The sequence below is a fragment of the Pseudomonas sp. S11P7 genome (assembly GCF_023195435.1).
Lineage (GTDB): Bacteria > Pseudomonadota > Gammaproteobacteria > Pseudomonadales > Pseudomonadaceae > Aquipseudomonas > Aquipseudomonas fluorescens_G.
In genome coordinates, this window is the sequence record NZ_JALPKS020000002.1 from 5,881,642 (window position 1) to 5,902,551 (window position 20,910).

A 20,910-nucleotide genomic window follows, 5' to 3' on the forward strand; every position below is an offset into this window, starting at 1 on the left:
TGTCGATGTAGGATACAAGGCCTTCATTCTAGACATAGCGCCGTCTGGCGCCTAGCTGCCCATGACCATTGCGAATTCCCCGTACCAAGCCTTTGCCACCCTGCTGACTGCCAGCGGCCACAACGTCTCGCCTGCCGAACTGCACGGCGTGCTGCTCGGACGCAGTTGCGCCGGCGCCGGCTTCGACCACGAAGGCTGGCTGATCGACGCCGGCGAACTGCTCGAAGGCGACATCCAGGACAACGTCCGCAACGCCCTGATCGGCCTGCAAGAGATGGTCAAGGGCGAGCTCACCAGCGACGACATGACCGTTGTTCTGCTGCTGCCGACCGACGACGCACCGCTCACCGAGCGCGCGGCTGCACTGGGCCAGTGGTGCCAGGGCTTCCTTACCGGCTTCGGTCTGACCCGTCGCGAATATGCCTTGAGCACGGAAGCCACCGAAGTGCTGCAGGATCTGGCCGCCATCGCCCAGGTGCAAGACGCGCTGGAAGAGTCCGATGACGGCGAAAACGACTACATGGAAGTGATGGAGTACCTGCGCGTCGCTCCGTTGCTGCTGTTCACCGAAACCAAGAAAACCGACGAAGCGGCCGCCAAACCGTCGCTGCATTAATCGCGTGCCAGGGAAAGCCATCTGCCCATGACCCATATCCCCAAAGCGGAATACAGCCGGCGCCGCAAGGCGCTGATGGCGCAGATGGAACCCAACAGCATCGCAATCCTGCCCGCCGCCGCGGTGGCGATCCGCAACCGCGACGTCGAGCATGTCTATCGCCAGGACAGCGACTTCCAGTACCTCAGCGGTTTTCCCGAGCCACAAGCCGTCATCGTGCTGATGCCCGGTCGTGAGCACGGCGAATACATCCTGTTCTGTCGTGAGCGCAACGCCGAACGCGAATTGTGGGATGGTCTGCGCGCAGGACAAGAAGGCGCAATCCGCGAGTACGGCGCCGACGACGCCTTTCCCATCACTGACATCGACGACATCCTGCCGGGCCTGATCGAAGGTCGCGACCGGGTGTATTCGGCGATGGGCAGCAACGCCGAATTCGACCGGCACCTGATGGACTGGATCAACGTGATCCGCTCCAAGGCCCACCTCGGCGCCCAGCCGCCGAACGAATTCGTTGCCCTGGATCATCTGCTGCACGACATGCGTCTGTATAAATCGGCGGCAGAAGTGAAGGTGATGCGCGAAGCCGCGCGGATTTCGGCGCAAGCGCATATCCGCGCGATGCAGGCCAGTCGCCCGGGCCTCTATGAATACAGCCTCGAAGCCGAGCTGGATTACGAATTCCGCAAGGGCGGGGCGAAGATGCCGGCCTACGGCTCGATCGTCGCCGCCGGGCGCAACAGCTGCATTCTGCATCACCAGCAGAACGACGCGCTGCTCAAGGATGGCGATCTGGTGTTGATCGACGCCGGTTGCGAGATCGACTGCTACGCCAGCGATATCACCCGCACCTGGCCGGTCAATGGCCGGTTTTCGCCGGAGCAGAAGGCGATCTACGAATTGGTGCTTGCTTCGCAGGAAGCAGCCTTTGCCGAAATCGCTCCTAACAAACACTGGAACCAGGCGCACGAAGCCACGGTTCGAGTGATCACCTCGGGGCTGGTGAAGCTTGGTTTGCTGCAGGGCAACCTTGACGAACTGATCGCCAGCGAAGCCTACAAGGCCTTTTACATGCACCGCGCCGGCCACTGGCTGGGCATGGATGTGCATGACGTCGGCGAATACAAGGTCGGCGGCGAATGGCGGGTGCTGGAGGTCGGCATGGCGCTGACCGTGGAACCGGGCATCTACATCGCCCCGGACAATCAGAACGTCGCGAAGAAATGGCGCGGCATTGGTGTGCGCATCGAGGACGACGTGGTGGTGACCCGAACCGGTTGTGAAATCCTCACCGGCGGCGTGCCGAAGACCGTCGCCGAAATCGAAGCGTTGATGGCACAGGCAAGGACACACGCGGCATGAGTCGAGTCAATCTGGCAATCATCGGTGGCGGTCTGGTCGGCGCCAGTCTGGCGTTGGCTTTGCAGGCCGGGGCCAAGGCCCGTGGCTGGAAAATCGTCCTGATCGAACCGTTTGCCCCGGGCGACAGCTGGCAGCCGAGCTACGACGCACGTTCGTCGGCGCTGTCTTTCGGCTCGCGGCAGATTTATCAACGGCTGGGCGTGTGGCAGGAGATCTCCCGCCGAGCCGAGCCGATCAAGCAGATTCACGTTTCTGATCGCGGGCGCTTCTCCACCGCGCGCTTGTCGGCGATGGAAGAGGGCGTGCCGGCGCTCGGCTATGTGGTGGAGAACGCCTGGCTCGGCCAGTGCCTGTGGCAACACCTCGACAAAGACGTGATCACCTGGCGCTGCCCGGCCGAAGTCTCGCGAATGGAGCCGTTGCCCGACGGCTATCGCCTGACGCTCAACGATGAAACCACCCTTGAATGCGATCTGGCGGTGCTCGCCGATGGCGGTCGCTCCGGGCTGCGCGAGCAGTTGGGCATCAACGTGCGCACGCGTTCGTACAACCAGAGCGCGTTGATCGCCAACATCACCCCGAGCGAAGCGCACAACGGCATGGCGTTCGAGCGCTTTACCGACGAAGGCCCGATGGCCTTGCTACCGTTGCCGGACAACCGTTGCGCGCTGGTCTGGACCCGTCTGGGCATGGACGCGCAGCGTCTGGCCGAGTTGAGCGAACGGGATTTTCTCAGCGAATTGCAGGGCGTGTTCGGTTACCGCCTCGGCACGCTGAAACAGGTCGGCGCGCGGCACCTGTATCCGCTTTCTCTGGTTGAAGCCGAGGAGCAGGTGCGTTCGCATCTGGCCGTACTTGGCAACGCTGCGCACAGTCTGCACCCGATTGCCGGCCAGGGTTTCAACCTGTCGTTGCGTGACGCCGATGCCTTGGCCGCCGCGTTGCTGCCCAGCGATAAAGCGCTGGGCGACTTCGCCACGTTGCAGGCCTATCGCGAACGCCAGCGGCTGGATCAGGACCTCACCGTCGGTTTTTCCGATCAGGTCACGCGCCTGTTCGGCAGCACCCAGCCGCTGGTTTCGCTGGGGCGCAACATCGGCCTGCTCGGCCTTGAGCTGCTGCCGCCGGCCAAGCGCTGGTTTGCCCGTCAGGCCATGGGCCTGGGAACGCGACCGGATGCTTAAGTGGTTGATCGCCAGGTTCGGCAAGGCGCGGCTGATGCGCTGGGTGATGACGTTCTACCCGCCCTATCTGGGCGCCGGGGTGCGGGTTCGGCAGATCAGCGATGACTTTCGCGATGTCCGGGTGTCGATGGGGTTGGGCTGGTACAACCGCAACTACGTCGGTACCCAGTTCGGCGGCAGTCTGTATTCGATGGTTGATCCGTTCTTCATGCTGATGCTCATGGAAAACCTTGGTCCGCGTTACATCGTCTGGGACAAGGCCGCTGACATCGATTTCATCGCGCCGGGCAAAGGCCCGGTGTTCGCCCGGTTCACCATCGACGAGACGTTGCTCGCCGAGATCCGCCGGCAGACCGCCGATGGCGAAAAATACCTGCCGCAGTTGCAGGTCGATATTCATGACGGCGCCGGCCATCTGGTGGCGCGGGTCGGTAAAACCCTTTACGTGCGGCTCAAGCCGCAAGCGAGACAGGCTTAAAGCATGGAAATGCGCGCAGATCTGCTGATTGTCGGAGCCGGAATGGTCGGCAGCGCCCTGGCGCTGGCGTTGCAGGACAGCGGCCTGGAAGTGCTGTTGCTCGACGGCAGCCCGTTGAGCGTCAAACCGTTTGCTGCCGAGGCGCCGTTCGAGCCGCGGGTAAGTGCGCTGTCGGCGGCCAGTCAACGGATTCTCGAACGCCTTGGCGTCTGGTACGGCATCGTCGAACGGCGCACCAGCCCATACACCGACATGCATGTGTGGGACGGCAGCGGCACCGGGCAGATTCACTTTTCGGCGAGCAGCGTGCATGCCGATGTGCTCGGGCACATCGTCGAAAACCGCGTGGTGCAGGATGCCTTGCTCGAGCGCTTGCACGACTGTGACTTGGGCATGCTGGCCAATGCGCGACTGGAGCAGATGCGTCGCTCCGGCGACGACTGGCTGCTGACCCTGGCGGACGGGCGCACATTGCGTGCGCCGCTGGTGATCGCCGCGGACGGCGCCAACTCGGCGGTACGCCGCCTGACTGGCGTGGCGACCCGCGAATGGGATTACCTGCATCACGCCATCGTCACCAGCGTGCGCAGCAGCCAACCGCATCAGTTGACCGCGTGGCAGCGCTTCACCGATCACGGGCCGCTGGCCTTTCTGCCGCTGGAGCGTGACGGCCAGCAGGACTGGTGTTCAATCGTCTGGTCGACCACGCCGAGCGAAGCCGAGCGCTTGATGGCGCTTGATGAAGACGCGTTTTGCGCTGAACTGGAACGCGCCTTCGAAGGGCGCCTGGGTGAAATCATCAGCGCCGATCCGCGCGTCTGCGTGCCATTGCGTCAGCGTCATGCGAAACGCTACGTGGCCGAAGGGCTGGCGTTGATCGGCGACGCGGCGCACACCATCCACCCGTTGGCGGGGCAGGGGGTGAATCTGGGCTTCCTCGATGCGGCGGTGCTGGCCGAGGTGCTGTTGCAGGCTGCGGAGCGCGGTGAGCGTTTGGCGGATGTGAAAGTACTGAGCCGTTACGAGCGTCGGCGGATGCCGCATAACCTCGCGTTGATGGCGGCGATGGAAGGCTTTGAGCGGTTGTTCCAGGCTGATCCGCTGCCGCTGCGCTGGTTGCGTAATACCGGGTTGAAGCTCGTCGAAAAAATGCCGGAGGCCAAGGCTTTGTTTGTGCGTGAAGCCCTTGGGTTGACCGGTGATCTGCCGGCCTTGGCCAAACCCTGACACCTTCATCGAGGCTGATGGCCTCATCGCGGGCAAGCCCGCTCCCACAGTGGTCGGTGTGAAACATCAATGTTGGACACACCGAAAACCTTGTGGGAGCTGGCTTGCCAGCGATGGCGTCGGCTAACCCGACACAAAAATAACGCTGTGCAACATCTGGTAACGCCTTCCCCAAGTGTTCGATTGTGATGGTAAATGTGAGTCCTTATCATTTGGCCCTCATTTCCCGACCGAGAGACCACTCCCATGTTGGCACCCAAGCGTCTTCTGACTGCACTGGCCCTGACCCTGATCGGCAGCACCACTGCCCAGGCCGCCGATGAGGTGGTGGTTTACTCGTCGCGCATCGATGAGCTGATCAAACCGGTGTTCGATGCCTACACCGCCAAGACCGGGGTGAAAATCAAGTTCATCACCGACAAGGAAGCGCCGCTGATGCAGCGCATCAAGGCCGAAGGCGAAAACGCCACCGCCGACCTGCTGCTCACCGTCGACGCCGGCAACCTCTGGCAGGCCGAGCAGATGGGCATCCTGCAGCCGTTTACCTCGAAAACCATCGACGCCAATATCCCGTTGCAATATCGCTCGTCCACGCACGCCTGGACTGGCCTGAGCCTGCGCGCGCGGACCATCGCCTATTCCACCGAGCGGGTAAAACCGGGCGAGCTGACCACCTACGAAGCCTTGGCCGACAAGAACTGGGAAGGTCGCCTGTGCCTGCGCACCGCGAAGAAGGTTTATAACCAGTCGCTCACCGCCACCATGATCGAAGTCCACGGCGCGGAGAAGACCGAGAAGATCCTCAAGGGCTGGGTCAACAACCTGTCCACCGACGTGTTCTCCGATGACGTCGCCGTGCTCGAAGCGATCAGCGCCGGGCAATGCGATGTCGGCATCGTCAACACCTATTACTACGGGCGCCTGCACAAGCAGAAGCCTGAGCTGCCGGTGAAGCTGTTCTGGCCAAATCAGGCCGATCGTGGCGTGCACGTCAATCTGTCGGGCATCGGCCTGACCAAGCATGCGCCGCACCCGGAAGCGGCCAAGGCTCTGGTTGAATGGATGACCACGCCAGAAGCGCAGAAGATTTTTGCGGACGTGAACCAGGAGTTCCCGGCCAACCCGGCGGTGGCGCCTTCCGAGGAAGTGGCAGCGTGGGGCAAGTTTGTTGCCGATACCCTGCCGGTGGAAGTGGCGGGCAAGCGTCAGGCTGAGGCGATCCGGATGATGGATCGGGCGGGTTGGAACTGATTCTGCTGTCCTGATCATTCCCACGCTCGGCGTGGGAATGCAGCCCTCGACGCTCTGCGTCGTGCCGCTGAAAGCGTGACGCAGAGCATCACAGGATGTGTGCCCACGCAGAGCGTGGGCACAATCATTTAAACGAGATTGTCTTCTTGGCCCACCCCGCCCAACGCCGCTGGTACCCCATCGTCTTCACCATCGCCGCGCTGGTGCTGTTGCCCCTGAGCGTTCTGCTGCTGTCGTGGCAGACCATCGATCAGCAGATCTGGTCGCACCTGTGGCAAACCCAGATGCCGCGCCTGCTCGGCAACACGCTGACGCTGGTGCTGGGCGTCGGTTTCGGCGTGACGCTGCTCGGCGTCAGCCTCGCCTGGCTCACCAGCCTGTGTGAATTCCCCGGTCGGCGCTGGCTCGACTGGGCGCTGATGCTGCCCTTCGCCATTCCCGCCTATGTGCTGGCGTTCGTTTTCGTCGGCTTGCTCGACTTCGCCGGCCCGGTGCAGAGCGTTTTGCGTGAGTGGTTCGGTAGCGGCCTGCGTCTGCCAAGGGTGCGCTCCACCGGCGGGGTCATCATCGTGCTGGTGCTGGTCTTCTATCCCTACGTTTACCTGTTGGCACGCACCGCGTTCCTCGCTCAGGGCAAGGGCCTGATGGAAGCCGCGCGTGTGCTTGGCCAGTCCCCATGGCAGGCATTCTGGCGCGTCGCACTGCCGATGGCGCGGCCAGCGATCGGTGCCGGCGTGGCGCTGGCGCTGATGGAAACCCTGGCGGATTTTGGTGCGGTGTCGGTGTTCAACTTCGACACCTTTACCACGGCCATCTACAAGACCTGGTATGGCTTCTTCAGCCTGTCGAGCGCGGCGCAACTGGCCAGCCTGTTGCTGCTGGTGGTGATGCTGGTGCTGTACGGCGAGCGTCGCGCCCGCGGGGCGAATCGGGCGGGCAACGAACGGCCAAGAGTGAAAGCGCTGTATCACTTGCGCGGGCTCAAGGCCTTTGCGGCGATGAGCTGGTGCGGTCTGGTGTTCGCCTGCGCCTTCGTGATTCCGCTGCTGCAACTGGTGGTGTGGTTCTGGCAGCGCGGGCGCTTCGATCTCGATGAGCGTTATGCCGGGCTGATTCTGCACACGTTGTATCTGGGCGGGATGGCGGCGCTGATCACGGTCAGCGTCGCCTTGCTGCTGGCGTTCGCCCGACGGCTGGCGCCGACGCCGGCGATCAATTCCGGCGTCGGCCTGGCCAACCTTGGCTATGCGCTGCCGGGTTCAGTGCTGGCGGTATCGATCATGCTCGCGTTCAGTTATCTGGATCGCGAACTGGTGATTCCGATGTCCGCCTGGCTCGGCGGTGCCGGCAAGCCGCTGCTGCTCGGCAGTCTCGCGGCATTGCTGATGGCGTACCTGGTGCGCTTTATCGCGGTCGCCTACGGGCCGCTGGAAAGCAGTCTGGCGCGTATACGGCCGTCTTTGCCCGAAGCGGCACGTAGCCTGGGTGTCAGTGGGCCGCGACTGTTTTTCAAAGTGTATCTGCCGTTGCTGCTGCCCGGCACGCTGAGCGCGGCGCTGCTGGTGTTCGTCGATGTGCTCAAGGAAATGCCCGCAACCCTGCTGATGCGCCCGTTTGGCTGGGACACGCTGGCAGTGCGCATCTTTGAAATGACCAGTGAAGGCGAGTGGGCGCGGGCGTCCTTGCCGGCGTTGACGCTGGTTCTGGTCGGATTGTTGCCGGTCATCGGCCTGATTCGTCGTTCCGCGCACCGAAACACTTAGTAGTGAGTCCTACATCATGCGGCTACAATGCGCGGCATTCGGAGCGGTCCGTCTGACAGACCCGTACGCTGGAATCGGCTGAAAGCCCTGTTCATCAAGGCTTTCGTCCGCTTGGCGGCGGTCCGCACCTTCGCCACGCCCGGAAGGAGAAACCCATGGGACAGCGTACGCCTCTGTATGACCTGCACCTCGCGCTCGGCGCGAAGATGGTCGATTTTGGCGGTTGGGACATGCCACTGCATTACGGCTCGCAGGTCGAGGAGCACCACGAAGTGCGCCGCGATTGCGGGGTGTTCGATGTTTCCCACATGACCGTGATCGATGTCAGCGGCCCCCAGGCCAAAGCCTGGCTTCAGCATTTGCTGGCCAACGACGTCGACCGCCTGCATCGTCCCGGCCGGGCGCTCTACAGCACCATGCTCAACGAGCGCGGCGGCATCGTCGATGACATGATCGTCTACCGCCTCGACGACGCGTACCGGCTGGTGTTCAACGCCTCCACCCGCGATCAGGATCTGGCGTGGATGAGTGCCCAGCTCGGCGGTTACGACGTGCAGTTGCACGAACGCAGTGAGCTGGCGATGCTCGCCATTCAAGGCCCGCAGGCCCGGCACAAGATTGCCGAACTGGTGACTCAGTCCCGTGCGACCCTGATCCAGCAGCTCAAACCCTTCGAAGGCTACTGCGACGGCGACTGGTTCATCGCGCGCACCGGTTACACCGGCGAGGATGGTCTGGAAATCTGCCTGCCGGCTGATCAGGCGCCAGGGTTCTTCAACGATCTGGTCGGCGCCGGGATTTCCCCGATCGGCCTCGGCGCTCGCGATACCTTGCGGGTCGAGGCCGGAATGAACCTCTACGGGCAAGACATTCATCAGGACGTTTCGCCGCTGGCCTCGAACATGGCCTGGAGCATCGCCTGGGAACCGGCCGCGCGCCAGTTCATCGGCCGCGCGGCGCTGGAAGCGGAAAAATCCGCCGGTGTCGCGCACAAACTGGTCGGCCTGGTGCTGGAAGAACGCGGTGTTTTGCGCGCTCATCAGGTGGTGCGTATCGCTGATGTTGGCGAAGGAGAGATCACCAGTGGTAGTTTCTCTCCTACGCTGAGCAAATCGATTGCCCTGGCGCGTGTTCCGATGGCGACTGCCGACCGCGCCGAAGTGGAAATCCGTGGCAAGTGGTATCCGGTGCGAGTGGTCAGACCGACCTTCGTGCGTCATGGCAAGACTTTGATCTAACCTTTTTCCGGCGGGCCGACCGCTGACCAATTCCTGAGGACACTGAAGATGAGCGATATCCCTGCCGAACTGCGTTTTGCCGAAAGTCACGAATGGGCGCGTCTGGAAGCCGACGGCACCGTCACCGTGGGCATCAGCGATCACGCGCAGGAAGCGCTGGGCGATGTGGTGTTCGTTGAACTGACCGAAGTGGGCAAGGTGTTCGCTGCGGGTGATCAGTCCGGTGTGGTCGAGTCGGTGAAAGCCGCTTCCGACATCTACGCCCCGGTCAGTGGTGAAGTCATCGCGATCAACGAAGAGCTGGGCGGTTCGCCCGAGCTGCTCAACTCCGACCCGTACGGCGCGTGGATCTTCAAGCTCAAGCCAAGCGACAAGGCCGAGCTGGACAAGCTGCTGGATGCTGCGGCGTACAAGGCTGCCATCGGCGAGTAAGACGTCAGCAATATCCAAAGCCCCGATTCGTCGGGGTTTTTTTATGCACGACACAAATCCCCTGTAGGAGTGAGCCTGCTCGCGATAGCGTTCTTTCAGGCACCTTTTGTTGACTGATACACCGCTATCGCGAGCAGGCTCACTCCTACAGGGTTATGCGGAGCACTTAAAATAGCTTGTCACACAGACTGCTATGCTGGTTTGACCGTGTTGCATTGACGCCCAGCAGCCGCCAGGAGAGCCCGTCATGTCCCAGTTGCCGTCCCTGCGCCAGTTACGCGATCCCGATGCCTTTGCGCGCCGCCACCTCGGCCCAGATACCGCCGAGCAACAGGCGATGCTCGACAGCCTCGGCCTCGGCAGTCGGGTCGAATTGATCGAGCAGACCGTGCCGCCGGCGATTCGCTTCAACCGTGCGCTGGACTTGCCGGCGGCCCTCGACGAACCGGCGGCGCTGGCGAAACTGCGCGGCTATGCCGAGCAGAATCAGGTCTGGACCAGCCTGATCGGCATGGGCTACCACGGCACCCTGACGCCGACCGTCATCCTACGCAACGTGCTGGAAAATCCCGGCTGGTACACCGCGTACACGCCGTACCAACCAGAGATCGCTCAGGGCCGGCTCGAAGCGCTGTTGAATTTCCAGCAACTGACCATCGACCTCACCGGCCTCGAACTGGCCAACGCCTCGCTGCTCGATGAAGCCACGGCGGCGGCTGAGGCCATGGCGCTGGCCAAACGCGTGGCGAAGTCGAAGAGCAATGTGTTTTTCGTCGATGAAAACTGCCATCCGCAAACCCTTTCCGTGGTGCAGACCCGCGCGGAAGGTTTCGGCTTCGAGCTGATCGTCGACGCTGTGGATAACCTGAAACAACACGAGGTGTTCGGCGCGCTGCTGCAGTACCCCGACACCCATGGCGAGATTCGCGATCTGCGACCGCTGATCGCCCACTTGCATGCGCAGCAGGCGCTGGCTTGCGTCGCCACCGATCTGTTGAGCCTGTTGCTGCTGACACCACCGGGCGAACTGGGCGCGGACGTGGTATTCGGTTCGTCGCAGCGATTTGGCGTGCCAATGGGTTATGGCGGCCCGCACGCGGCGTTCTTTGCCAGCCGCGAAGAATACAAACGGGCGATCCCGGGGCGGATCATCGGCGTGTCGAAAGATACCCGGGGCAATGTCGCGTTGCGCATGGCGTTGCAGACCCGCGAGCAACATATCCGCCGGGAGAAGGCCAATTCGAACATCTGCACGGCTCAGGTGCTGCTGGCCAACATCGCCAGTTTTTATGCGGTGTATCACGGCCCGGAAGGTCTGCGGCGAATCGCCCAGCGCGTGCATCGGCTGACCTGCGTTCTCGCCGCAGGGCTTGAGCGCCATGGCATCAAGCGAGTCAATGCGCAATTCTTCGATACGCTGACACTGGACGTCGGCGGGGCACAGACCGCGATCATCGAAAGTGCCAAGGCCGCGCAGATCAATTTGCGCATTCTGGGCCGTGGCCACCTCGGTCTGAGCCTCGACGAAACCTGCGATGAAAGCACCGTGGCGCGGCTGTTCGACGTGCTGCTTGGCGCCGATCATGGTCTGGACGTCGACGCGCTGGATGCCGAGGAAATTGGCTCTGGAATTCCTGGCGCCCTGCAACGCACCACGCCGTACCTGCGTCATCCGGTGTTCAACGCCCATCACAGCGAAACCGAGATGCTGCGTTACCTCAAGCAACTGGAAAACAAGGACCTGGCGCTCAACCAGTCGATGATCCCGCTGGGCTCCTGCACGATGAAACTCAACGCCACCAGCGAAATGATCCCGATCACCTGGCCGCAGTTCGCCAACCTGCACCCGTTCGTACCGCGCGAGCAGGCGGTGGGTTATACGTTGATGATCGAGGAGCTGGAGCGCTGGCTGTGCGCGATCACCGGCTTCGATGCGTTCTGCATGCAGCCCAATTCCGGCGCGCAGGGCGAATACGCCGGGCTGCTGGCGATCCGCAAATATCACGAGAGCCGCCAGCAGGGCGCGCGCGACATCTGCCTGATTCCGGCGTCAGCCCATGGCACCAACCCGGCGTCGGCGCAGATGGCCGGCATGCGCGTGGTCATTGTCGAATGCGACGAGGCCGGCAATGTCGACCTCAATGATCTGAAAGCCAAAGCCGCTGAAGCGGGAAACAAGCTGTCCTGTCTGATGGCGACCTATCCGTCGACGCATGGGGTGTACGAAGAGGGCATCAGCGAGATTTGTGAAGTGATCCACCAGCATGGGGGGCAGGTGTACATGGACGGTGCCAACCTCAATGCGCAGGTGGGACTGGCGCGGCCGGCGGACATCGGCGCTGATGTTTCACACATGAATCTGCACAAGACCTTCTGCATCCCGCACGGTGGTGGCGGGCCGGGCATGGGACCGATCGGGATCCGCGCGCACCTGGCGCCTTTCGTGGCCAACCATCCGGTGGTGCCGATCGACGGGCCACTGCCGCAGAACGGCGCAGTCAGCGCCGCGCCGTGGGGCAGTGCGAGCATTTTGCCGATCAGTTGGATGTACATCGCCATGATGGGCCCGCAACTGGCCGATGCCAGTGAAGTGGCAATCCTGGCGGCGAATTATCTGGCCCAGCATTTATCCGGCGCGTTCCCGGTGCTGTACACCGGGCGTAACGGGCGGGTGGCGCATGAATGCATTCTTGATTTGCGTCCGCTGAAAGCGCAGACCGGCATCAGCGAAGAAGACGTGGCCAAGCGCCTGATGGATTACGGTTTCCACGCCCCGACCATGTCCTTTCCGGTGCCGGGCACGCTGATGGTCGAGCCGACCGAAAGTGAATCCAAGGCTGAACTGGATCGTTTTATCAGCGCGATGCTGAGCATTCGAGCCGAGATCAGCGAAGTGCAGAACGGTAACTGGCCGACAGAAGACAACCCGCTCAAACGCGCGCCGCATACCCTGGCCGATGTCACCGGCGTCTGGGAGCGGCCGTACAGCATCGAGCAAGGAATTACCCCGGATGCGCACACCAAGGCGCACAAGTACTGGCCGGCGGTGAATCGGGTGGATAACGTTTACGGCGATCGCAATCTGTTCTGCGCTTGTGTCCCGGTGGACGATTACCGCTGATTCCCCGGCAAGCACACCTTCCCTGTGGGAGCGAGCCTGCTCGCGAAAGCGGTGATTCAGTCACCGAAAGTGTTGAGTGAAAGATTGCTTTCGCGAGCAGGCTCGCTCCCACAGGGTTATGGGGTGGGACTGAAATCCGGGCAAAAAAATGCCGCTCAATCGAGCGGCATTTTCATCTGCACAAGGCTTATTCAGCAGCCACGGCATTCTTCGCCAGAATCGCATTCGCCAGTTCCATGTCCGACGCTTGCAGGCCCGGATTGTCGGCGCGGACTTTCTGCATCGCCGCTTCCAGGTACGGGCCACGAATGCCGCCGTCGCTGGCGACGAAGCTGCCGGCATCGTCCTGAGCGGCGACGATCAGCTTGTGATCCTTGAAGGTCAGATAGGTGGAGCCGGTGGTGGCACCGGACGAGATGACGTTACGCCAAAAGCTGTCCGCCATGGCCGAACCGACGGGAAGGGACAACAGGGCCATGGTGGCGACAGCAAGTTTGAGACGCATGATGAGGTGACTCCTGGGGGATTAACTACGGCGTTGGATCGTCGTTCCCGGATCCGGTTCCGTGGTGGACTATCTCTGCTCGCTTTGCGGTGTGACGCGCAACACTTCCTCAACCGTGGTCAGCCCCGCCGCGACTTTCTGCGCGCCGGACAGGCGCAGGCTGCGCATGCCCTCCTTGAAGGCCTGACGGCGGATCGCGGTGAGATCGGTGTCCGGGGTAATGAACGCCTTGAGGCTGTCGCTCAATTGCATGATTTCGTAAACCCCGGCGCGGCCGCGATAACCGGTATCGCGGCATTCCACGCAGCCGATCGCCCGTTGCGCATGGCCCGGCAACGGCGCCTGCCAGGGCCGGGTCAGCGTCTGCCAGTCGTCCTCGTCCAGGGTCTGCGGCGCCTTGCAGTGCGGGCACAGGGTGCGCACCAGACGCTGGGCCATGACGCCGAGCACCGTAGCCTTGATCAGGTAATGCGGCACGCCGAGTTCGAGCAGACGGCTGATCGCGCTCGGCGCGTCGTTGGTGTGCAGGGTCGATAGCACCAAGTGCCCGGTGAGCGCGGCCTGAATCGCCATTTCTGCGGTTTCAAGGTCGCGGATCTCGCCGATCATGATGATGTCCGGGTCTTGTCGCATCAGCGCACGCACGCCAGCGGCGAAACTCAGTTCGATGTTGTGCTGCACCTGCATCTGGTTGAAGGCCGGCTCGACCATTTCGATCGGATCTTCGATGGTGCAGAGGTTGACCTCGGGCGTCGCCAGTTTTTTCAGCGTGGTGTACAGCGTGGTGGTCTTGCCCGAACCGGTCGGCCCGGTGACCAGAATGATGCCGTTGGGCTGGCGGGTCATGTCCTGCCAGCGGCGCAGGTCGTCGGCGCTGAAGCCCAGTTGATCGAAATCCTTGAGCAGCACCTCCGGGTCGAAGATCCGCATGACCATTTTTTCGCCGAATGCCGTAGGCAGCGTCGACAGGCGCAACTCCACTTCGCCGCCGTCCGGGGTCTTGGTCTTGACCCGGCCGTCCTGCGGTTTGCGCTTCTCCGCAACGTTCATGCGGCCGAGGCTTTTCAGGCGACTGACAATCGCCATGGTCACCTGCGGCGGGAATTGATAGACATTGTGCAGCACGCCGTCGATGCGAAAACGCACGGTGCCTTGCTCGCGGCGCGGTTCGATGTGGATATCGCTGGCGCGCTGCTGAAAGGCGTACTGGAACAGCCAGTCGACGATGTTGACGATATGCGCGTCGTTGGCGTCTGGTTCCTGATCGCTGGCGCCGAGGTTGAGCAGTTGTTCGAAGTTGCCGAGGTTGCCGCCCTGCGCATCGGCATTGCTGGCGCCGCTGACCGATTTCGCCAAGCGAAAGAATTCGACGCTGAAACGCTGGATGTCCGCCGGGTTGGCCACCACCCGTTTGATCGGCAACTTCAGCACATGGGTCAGGTCGGCCTCCCAACCGGTGACATACGGCTGGGCACTGGCGACGGTCACCGAGTCGCGATCCACGGCCACGGCCAGAATCTTGTGCCGCTGGGCGAAGGCGTAGGACATCAACGGCGTGACCGCCGCAACGTTGATTTTCAGCGGATCGATGCGCAGGTACGGCTGGCCGGCCTGTTGCGCCAGCCACAGGGTCAGGCTTTCCAGGTCCAGGTGCTTGCCTGGCCGGCTGAGGTCGTCGAGTTGTTGGCTGGCGATGAACTCCAGCGGATGCTTCTGCGCGTGCGCAGCGTGACGGCGACGTGCATTCAACGCCTGCTCGGCGGCGTCCTGGCAGATGAAGCCTTGCGCGACCAGTTCGCGCAGCACTTCGTTGAGGTCCAGCCAGCGGTCCTGAAGAGCGAGTTGAACGGACATGCGGGCTTCCTTTTCAAGCGACAGTGCGCAAAAGAATAGCCGTGGCGCTGCGGACCGTTGGGCCACTACCCGACGAAGCCGTTGCCGGGTTTGTCAGCCGGTGGCTTGTGCCGGGGCATCCCAAGCGCTGTCGGCGTTTCGCAAATCGACCGAGCAGACGCTGATCAGGTTACGAAGTTTTTCCGCAATCACTTGTGCGCGGTGCCAGCTCAGGCCGCCCATGATCAGGTCGATCGACAGCAGATCATCCGTGCGTTGCACGTTGACCTGCTCGGGCGTAAGAAACTGCAAGGCGAACAGGTTCAGCACCCGCACCAACAGATCCGGCTCAGCCTCGGCAAGAATCTGATACTGCGCCAGGCAATGGGCGTTGCTGACGTTCCACACGTCGGCGCGGGTCGGGGCGCTGTTTACGGCTTCAAGGTGCGGCATGGCAAGTCTCCAGATCACTGAAGAAATTTTTACATTCGCTGGCGGGTATTTCTTGGCTAAAATCGATGATATTGGCGACTAATTGGCGTGATCAATTCGCAATATTTACTTTCTGGGGTTTTTCTATGCACAGCGAGCTGGACGCCTACGACCGTAAGATACTCGCTCTGCTGCAAGAGGACGCTTCGTTGTCCAGCGCACAGATCGCCGAGCAGGTCGGTCTGTCGCAATCGCCGTGCTGGCGGCGGATTCAGCGGATGAAGGAGGAGGGGATCATTCGCGGTCAGGTGACCTTGCTCGACCGCAAGAAGATTGGTCTGAACACGCAGATCTTCGCCGAGATCAAACTCAACGCCCACGGGCGTTCGAATTTCACCGAGTTCACCGAGGCGATTCGCGGCTTCCCGGAAGTGCTGGAATGTTATGTGTTGATGGGCGCGGTGGATTTTCTGTTGCGCATTGTCGCGGCGGACATCGAGGCGTATGAGCGGTTTTTCTTTGAAAAGCTGTCGCTGGTGCCGGGGATACAGGAAGTGAATTCGATAGTGGCGTTGTCGGAAATCAAATCCACTACCAGCCTGCCGGTTCTACCCTGATCGTTCCCACGCTCCGCGTGGGAATGCAGCCCGGGACGCTCTGCGTCCCAAAGCGGACGCAGAGCGTCCATTGAGGCATTCCCACGCAGAGCGTGGGAACGATCACGGTGCGAAACCGGTTTAGCTGCGCAGGAGCATTTTCCACGCGCGATTCTGGTAAACCGCGATCGCTTGCTGCTTGCGCGCATCGAGCAGTTCGTCAGTGATGGTTGGCTCGTTGGCCAGTTGCGCCAACTTGTTCAGCTCGCCATAGAGGCGATCCATTTCCGGGATTTCCAGCACGTTGCGCGCGTGATGCAGCCAGACCTGAATGCGCTCGATGCGCGGCAGTTGTTCGGCGAGGTCTTCCGGCTGCTGCTGATAACGCTGCAGTTGCAAGGCCGTGGCTTCCTCGCCGAGCAGGCGCGGCAACCAGCTGTGCAACTGCGCGCCGCCCTGACGGTTGCCACGCACGTTTCGGTCGGCGGTCCAGGTGCGGGCCAGCAACCAGCGCGACGTGCTCAGCGAGAACAGGCCCCAGCGCGGATCTTCCAGTTCTTCGAGGAACTGCTCCGGTGCGGCTTTGCGTACATCTTCGTCTTCGATGCCGACCTGCACCAGCGGGCGCCAGTCTTCCAGCAACGCATCCAGTGCTACGCGCAGGTCATGGGTCGACTGACGCGGCGCGGCCTGGCCGAGGCTGCTGAGCAGCGCGCGCATTTCTGCGAGGTTCTCGACCCAGTCCTGCAGCAGGCGCCAGTGGCCGTTGAAACGATACTGTTCGGCCAGACGCTGGCTGCTGCCGAGCAAGTGCCAGCTCAGCGCGGCGAAAGCGTCGTCGAGTGGGGTTTCCGGGGTCAGCTCCGGTGCCGGCAGGCTCAGCGAGTAGCTGTTGGCGTCGTACAGGCGATAACCGCGCTCGGCCTTGCTGATGTCGCACGGCATCAAGGCGAGGGTTTCAGCCAGCTCGGCGGCCAGTTCCAGCAGCGCGGCAGGCTCGCCTTCGCGCAACTCGAGTTCCAGCTCGCAGATTTCTTCTTTCTGCTTGCCGACTACGACGTGACCGAGGTCCAGCGCGGCCTCGATGACCACCTTGGTCTTGCCACGGCCCCAGGCGATTTCGGCGCGCTCGCGGACGAAGTCGGTGGTGAAGATCGGCTTGAGGGTTTTCTTGTCCAGCTCGGCCAGCGACTCGGGCCAGCATTCGCCGTCGAGTTTCTTCACATCGAGCTTGGCTTTCGGCAGTTTCCAGTCGTACTCGTTACGCTCGGACAGACCGGCGACGCTCTGGCCGCGCGTCTTCAAGGTCTGGATGACCTCGTCGCCATCCTTGCGCAGGCGCAGGGCGACCTTGGCCTGGGCCAGATCGCGCTCTGGGGTGTCGAAGTACTGGTTCATCAACTCACGGCGTTCCCAGCCACTTTTGTTGCGTTTCTTCAGCAGCGGGTGCTCGCGCAGGGCAGCGAGGGTTTCGCGGCTGACGCGGAGTTTGATTTCGGTTTCTTTCTGCATGGCCGGAAAATCCAGAGTATCGGGAGCGCAGCCGGGGGAAGGTGTGGCTGCCAAGGCCGTGCAGTGTACAGGAGTCAAACTTCCTACGCCCTGCGGCGGTTTATTCCGAGCGCCGGATGGTTCTATGATGGACTTCAATCCGGTAGTTGGAGTCAGCGATGCCTTTGCCATCCATGCAAGACCAGTTCGCTGCGCTGATTGCCGCGCCATCGGTCAGCTGTACCCAACCCAGCCTCGATCAATCCAACCGGGCGGTGATCGACCTGCTTGCCGGCTGGCTGGGCGATCTGGGTTTTTCCTGCGATATCCAGCAGGTCAGTCCGGGCAAATTCAACCTGCTCGCCAGCATTGGCAGCGGACCCGGTGGGCTGGTGCTGGCCGGGCACAGCGACACGGTGCCTTACGACGATGCCCTGTGGCAGACCGACCCGCTGAAACTCACCGAAGTCGATGGCCGCTGGGTCGGTCTCGGCAGTTGTGACATGAAGGGTTTCTTCGCGCTGATCATCGAGGCCGTGCAGCCCCTGCTCGATCAGCCGTTCAGGCAACCGCTGCTGATCCTCGCTACCTGCGATGAAGAAAGCTCGATGTCCGGCGCCCGCGCGCTGGCCGAGGCCGGGCAACCGCTGGGTCGCGCGGCGGTGATTGGCGAGCCGACCGGGCTCAAGCCGATCCGCATGCACAAAGGCATCATGATGGAGCGCATCGATATCCTTGGCCAAAGTGGGCATTCGTCTGATCCGCGCCTGGGCCACAGCGCCCTTGAAGCAATGCACGATGCGATCGGCGAGCTGCGCGGCCTGCGCCTGTTGTGGCAGCGCGAATTCAACAATCCGCAATTCAGCGTGCCGCAGCCGACCCTGAATTTCGGCTGCATCCACGGCGGCGACAACCCCAATCGGATCTGCGGCCAGTGCTCGCTGGAATTCGATTTGCGCCCGCTGCCGGGCATGGACCCGAAGGTTCTGCGCGCGGAAATCCTGCGCAAGCTCAACCCGGTGGCCGAGCGGCATCAGGTCAGGATCGACTACAAACCATTGTTCCCGGAAGTGCCACCGTTCGAGCAGAGCGAAGACGCAGAATTGGTGCGCATCGCTGAAAAGCTCACCGGCCATCGCGCCGAAGCAGTGGCGTTCGGCACCGAAGCGCCTTATCTTCAGCGCCTTGGCTGCGAAACCATCGTGCTCGGCCCCGGCGACATCGCCTGCGCGCACCAGCCTGGCGAATACCTTGAAATGTCACGTTTGCAGCCTACCGTGCAGCTATTGCGGCAGTTGATTGAACATTACTGCCTGAGCCCGGACCAACCTGTATGAATTGAATGCTGTATCTGTAGGCCTTCGCCTGCTCGCGATAGCGGTGAGTCAGTCACCGGAGATATTGACGGGAGTTACGCTATCGCGAGCAGACTCACTCACAGGGGATCTGTGTTTTGTCTGACCGAACGCTGTAAATTGCCACCACCCCAACCCGTATTCATGAGGAGAGCGCGCGTGTCGCCAAGCCTGTTCCGACGATAACCATCAGCCCGCTGTGCGTTTTTCGTTTCGCCCCTTTTTTCGGCTGCTCTTTATTACAGGTCCAGGTACATGCCCGAATACGTTAATTGGCTTCGTCACGCGTCCCCTTACATCAATGCCCACCGCGATTGCACCTTCGTCGTCATGCTGCCCGGCGACGGCGTTGAGCATCCGAATTTCGGCAACATCGTCCACGATCTGGTCCTGTTGCACAGCCTCGGCGTGCGCCTGGTGCTGGTGCATGGCTCGCGCCCACAGATCGAAACCCGCCTCGCCGCACGCGGCCTGACCCCGCATTACCATCACGGCATGCGCATCACCGACGCGGCGACGCTGGAATGTGTGATCGACGCGGTCGGCCAGTTGCGCATCGCCATCGAAGCGCGGCTGTCGATGGACATGGCCTCCTCGCCGATGCAGGGCTCGCGCTTGCGCGTGGCCAGCGGCAACCTTGTCACTGCACGGCCGATCGGCGTGCTCGAAGGCGTTGATTATCACCACACCGGCGAAGTGCGCCGGGTCGACCGCAAGGGCATCAACCGCCTGCTCGACGAGCGCTCGATCGTGCTGCTGTCGCCGCTGGGCTACTCGCCAACCGGTGAAATCTTCAACCTCGCCTGCGAAGACGTCGCCACCCGCGCCGCCATCGATCTGGGCGCGGACAAACTGCTGTTGTTCGGCGCCGAGCTCGGCCTGATCGACGAGAACGGCAAACTGGTGCGCGAACTGCGTCCGCAGCAAGTGCCGGCGCATTTGCAGCGTCTGGGCATGAGCAATTATCAGGCAGAACTGCTCGATGCCGCCGCCGAAGCCTGTCGGGGCGGCGTGGCGCGCAGCCATATCGTCAGCTACGCCGAAGACGGCGCGCTGCTGACCGAACTGTTCACCCGTGACGGCGGCGGTACGCTGGTCGCGCAGGAGCAATTCGAACTGGTGCGCGAGGCGGCGATTGAAGACGTCGGCGGCTTGCTCGACCTGATCAGTCCGCTGGAAGAGCAGGGCATTCTGGTGCGCCGTTCACGCGAAGTGCTGGAGCGCGAGATCGAGCAGTTCAGCGTGGTCGAACGTGAGGGCATGATCATCGCCTGCGCGGCGCTGTATCAGATTGCCGATTCCGATGCCGGCGAGCTGGCTTGCCTGGCAGTGAATCCGGAGTATCGCCATGGCGGTCGCGGTGATGAATTGCTCGAGCGCATCGAAACCCGTGCGCGGGCGCAGGGTTTGAAGACCTTGTTCGTGCTCACCACACGCACCGCGCACTGGTTCCGCGAGCGCGGGTTTGAGCCGAGCAGTGTCGAGCGCCTGCCAGCGGCGCGGGCGTCGCTGTACAACTATCAGCGCAATTCGAAGATCTTCGAAAAATCCATCTGATCGTCACCTAATATCCGTGGCCCTGCCGGCATCGCCAGCAGGGCCACGCTTACTCAGCCGAACGCTAATGGCGCGGCCGCAAGACGCTTCTCTCAGCAACCCTCCTTCAAATTCAGACCTTGTCTGCCTGATGCTCATGCTCATGGCGGGATAAAACCGTGGCTGTAGAAAAAGTTTTGCAGCGTTGCGGCTGATACACAAACTGTAACAATTGAATCGGATAGTGCGCGCTTGATCGCGCGGGATGAGAAGGAACGATTTCGCTTTTGTGACAGTGCGAAACAGTTACGTGGGTGCTTTAGTGCTTTTAGGACTTTTGCTGAAGTTGGCGCGGGAGAGTGCGAAAGGGCCCGCGGGGCGGCGAAATTCCTAAAGGGTATTAGAAAAGAAGTGTTCATTCTTTTCAGAGTCATGGCGAATTCATGACTTTGCACGGACGGAAAAAAACGCACCTTAGACGTTGGTCGTA

17 protein-coding genes are annotated in these 20,910 nt (G+C 62.0%); 13 read left to right on the forward strand and 4 right to left on the reverse strand.

From position 1 onward, the window contains the following. Positions 1-61 precede the first annotated feature (61 nt). The 10 genes from M0746_RS26905 (at position 62) to gcvP (ending at position 12,672) form a co-directional block, all read left to right on the forward strand. Entirely contained in the window at positions 62-616 is a 555-nt protein-coding gene (locus tag M0746_RS26905; protein WP_258451217.1) for a YecA/YgfB family protein, read from the forward strand. Between the two features lie 27 nt (positions 617-643). Continuing rightward, entirely contained in the window at positions 644-1,978 is a 1,335-nt protein-coding gene (gene pepP, locus M0746_RS26910) for a Xaa-Pro aminopeptidase (protein WP_258451218.1), read from the forward strand. Continuing rightward, on the forward strand, positions 1,975-3,162 hold the full coding sequence (ubiH, locus tag M0746_RS26915; protein WP_258451219.1) for a 2-octaprenyl-6-methoxyphenyl hydroxylase: 1,188 nt from the start codon (positions 1,975-1,977) through the stop codon (positions 3,160-3,162). Before pepP ends, ubiH begins: the two co-directional genes overlap by 4 nt. Next, positions 3,155-3,640 carry a DUF4442 domain-containing protein gene (locus M0746_RS26920; RefSeq protein ID WP_258451220.1) on the forward strand — a complete coding sequence of 162 codons (486 nt, stop codon included), beginning with the start codon at positions 3,155-3,157 and terminating at the stop codon, positions 3,638-3,640. Before ubiH ends, M0746_RS26920 begins: the two co-directional genes overlap by 8 nt. A 9-nt stretch (positions 3,641-3,649) precedes the next feature. Continuing rightward, positions 3,650-4,867 (forward strand): 2-octaprenyl-3-methyl-6-methoxy-1,4-benzoquinol hydroxylase, encoded by a 1,218-nt coding sequence (locus tag M0746_RS26925; RefSeq protein ID WP_258451531.1) that lies wholly within the window; start codon positions 3,650-3,652, stop codon positions 4,865-4,867. Positions 4,868-5,113: 246 nt separating this feature from the next. After that, positions 5,114-6,118: an extracellular solute-binding protein gene (locus M0746_RS26930; RefSeq protein WP_258451221.1), complete on the forward strand. Its 1,005-nt coding sequence runs from the start codon at positions 5,114-5,116 to the stop codon at positions 6,116-6,118. A 146-nt stretch (positions 6,119-6,264) separates the two neighbouring features. Continuing rightward, positions 6,265-7,881, forward strand: coding sequence for an ABC transporter permease (locus tag M0746_RS26935; RefSeq protein WP_258451222.1), 1,617 nt, complete (start codon positions 6,265-6,267; stop codon positions 7,879-7,881). Between the two features lie 155 nt (positions 7,882-8,036). After that, positions 8,037-9,119: a glycine cleavage system aminomethyltransferase GcvT gene (gcvT, locus tag M0746_RS26940; protein ID WP_258451223.1), complete on the forward strand. Its 1,083-nt coding sequence runs from the start codon at positions 8,037-8,039 to the stop codon at positions 9,117-9,119. Between the two features lie 48 nt (positions 9,120-9,167). After that, positions 9,168-9,551, forward strand: a complete 384-nt coding sequence (gene gcvH, locus M0746_RS26945) for a glycine cleavage system protein GcvH (protein WP_024014734.1) — start codon at positions 9,168-9,170, stop codon at positions 9,549-9,551. A gap of 247 nt (positions 9,552-9,798) precedes the next feature. Further along, positions 9,799-12,672, forward strand: coding sequence for an aminomethyl-transferring glycine dehydrogenase (gcvP, locus tag M0746_RS26950; RefSeq protein WP_258451224.1), 2,874 nt, complete (start codon positions 9,799-9,801; stop codon positions 12,670-12,672). A gap of 187 nt (positions 12,673-12,859) precedes the next feature. Here gcvP and M0746_RS26955 read toward each other — a convergent pair whose 3' ends face one another. From M0746_RS26955 to M0746_RS26965, 3 genes are all read right to left on the reverse strand, one after another. Beyond that, positions 12,860-13,180: a DUF2388 domain-containing protein gene (locus M0746_RS26955; RefSeq protein WP_258451532.1), complete on the reverse strand. Its 321-nt coding sequence runs from the start codon at positions 13,178-13,180 to the stop codon at positions 12,860-12,862. Positions 13,181-13,246: 66 nt separating this feature from the next. Further along, on the reverse strand, positions 13,247-15,031 hold the full coding sequence (locus M0746_RS26960; RefSeq protein WP_258451225.1) for a GspE/PulE family protein: 1,785 nt from the start codon (positions 15,029-15,031) through the stop codon (positions 13,247-13,249). A gap of 93 nt (positions 15,032-15,124) precedes the next feature. After that, on the reverse strand, positions 15,125-15,463 hold the full coding sequence (locus M0746_RS26965; RefSeq protein ID WP_208939332.1) for a hypothetical protein: 339 nt from the start codon (positions 15,461-15,463) through the stop codon (positions 15,125-15,127). Positions 15,464-15,588: 125 nt separating this feature from the next. On the opposite strand from M0746_RS26965, the gene M0746_RS26970 reads away from it, so the two are divergent. After that, positions 15,589-16,059 carry an Lrp/AsnC family transcriptional regulator gene (locus tag M0746_RS26970; protein WP_258451226.1) on the forward strand — a complete coding sequence of 157 codons (471 nt, stop codon included), beginning with the start codon at positions 15,589-15,591 and terminating at the stop codon, positions 16,057-16,059. Positions 16,060-16,179: 120 nt separating this feature from the next. Here M0746_RS26970 and M0746_RS26975 read toward each other — a convergent pair whose 3' ends face one another. Next, a complete protein-coding gene (locus M0746_RS26975; protein ID WP_258451227.1) occupies positions 16,180-17,550 on the reverse strand; it encodes a CYTH domain-containing protein in 1,371 nt (456 codons plus the stop codon). A 158-nt stretch (positions 17,551-17,708) separates the two neighbouring features. Here M0746_RS26975 and argE point away from each other — a divergent pair, with 158 nt between their 5' ends. Further along, positions 17,709-18,866 (forward strand): acetylornithine deacetylase, encoded by a 1,158-nt coding sequence (gene argE, locus M0746_RS26980; protein ID WP_258451228.1) that lies wholly within the window; start codon positions 17,709-17,711, stop codon positions 18,864-18,866. Between the two features lie 273 nt (positions 18,867-19,139). Next, positions 19,140-20,441 (forward strand): amino-acid N-acetyltransferase, encoded by a 1,302-nt coding sequence (gene argA / locus M0746_RS26985; RefSeq protein ID WP_208939337.1) that lies wholly within the window; start codon positions 19,140-19,142, stop codon positions 20,439-20,441. The last annotated feature ends 469 nt before the right edge of the window (positions 20,442-20,910 follow it).

Excerpts from the sequence above, each read along its gene's own strand:
- M0746_RS26930 (WP_258451221.1), top strand. The coding sequence starts at position 5,114 with ATGTTGGCACCCAAGCGTCTTCTGACTGCACTGGCCCTGACCCTGATC.
- M0746_RS26970 (WP_258451226.1), top strand. The coding sequence starts at position 15,589 with ATGCACAGCGAGCTGGACGCCTACGACCGTAAGATACTCGCTCTGCTG.
- M0746_RS26965 (WP_208939332.1), bottom strand. The coding sequence starts at position 15,463 with ATGCCGCACCTTGAAGCCGTAAACAGCGCCCCGACCCGCGCCGACGTG.
- ubiH (WP_258451219.1), top strand. The coding sequence starts at position 1,975 with ATGAGTCGAGTCAATCTGGCAATCATCGGTGGCGGTCTGGTCGGCGCC.
- M0746_RS26905 (WP_258451217.1), top strand. The coding sequence starts at position 62 with ATGACCATTGCGAATTCCCCGTACCAAGCCTTTGCCACCCTGCTGACT.
- M0746_RS26960 (WP_258451225.1), bottom strand. The coding sequence starts at position 15,031 with ATGTCCGTTCAACTCGCTCTTCAGGACCGCTGGCTGGACCTCAACGAA.
- M0746_RS26975 (WP_258451227.1), bottom strand. The coding sequence starts at position 17,550 with ATGCAGAAAGAAACCGAAATCAAACTCCGCGTCAGCCGCGAAACCCTC.
- pepP (WP_258451218.1), top strand. The coding sequence starts at position 644 with ATGACCCATATCCCCAAAGCGGAATACAGCCGGCGCCGCAAGGCGCTG.
- M0746_RS26920 (WP_258451220.1), top strand. The coding sequence starts at position 3,155 with ATGCTTAAGTGGTTGATCGCCAGGTTCGGCAAGGCGCGGCTGATGCGC.
- gcvP (WP_258451224.1), top strand. The coding sequence starts at position 9,799 with ATGTCCCAGTTGCCGTCCCTGCGCCAGTTACGCGATCCCGATGCCTTT.
- argE (WP_258451228.1), top strand. The coding sequence starts at position 17,709 with ATGCCTTTGCCATCCATGCAAGACCAGTTCGCTGCGCTGATTGCCGCG.
- gcvT (WP_258451223.1), top strand. The coding sequence starts at position 8,037 with ATGGGACAGCGTACGCCTCTGTATGACCTGCACCTCGCGCTCGGCGCG.
- M0746_RS26925 (WP_258451531.1), top strand. The coding sequence starts at position 3,650 with ATGCGCGCAGATCTGCTGATTGTCGGAGCCGGAATGGTCGGCAGCGCC.
- gcvH (WP_024014734.1), top strand. The coding sequence starts at position 9,168 with ATGAGCGATATCCCTGCCGAACTGCGTTTTGCCGAAAGTCACGAATGG.
- argA (WP_208939337.1), top strand. The coding sequence starts at position 19,140 with ATGCCCGAATACGTTAATTGGCTTCGTCACGCGTCCCCTTACATCAAT.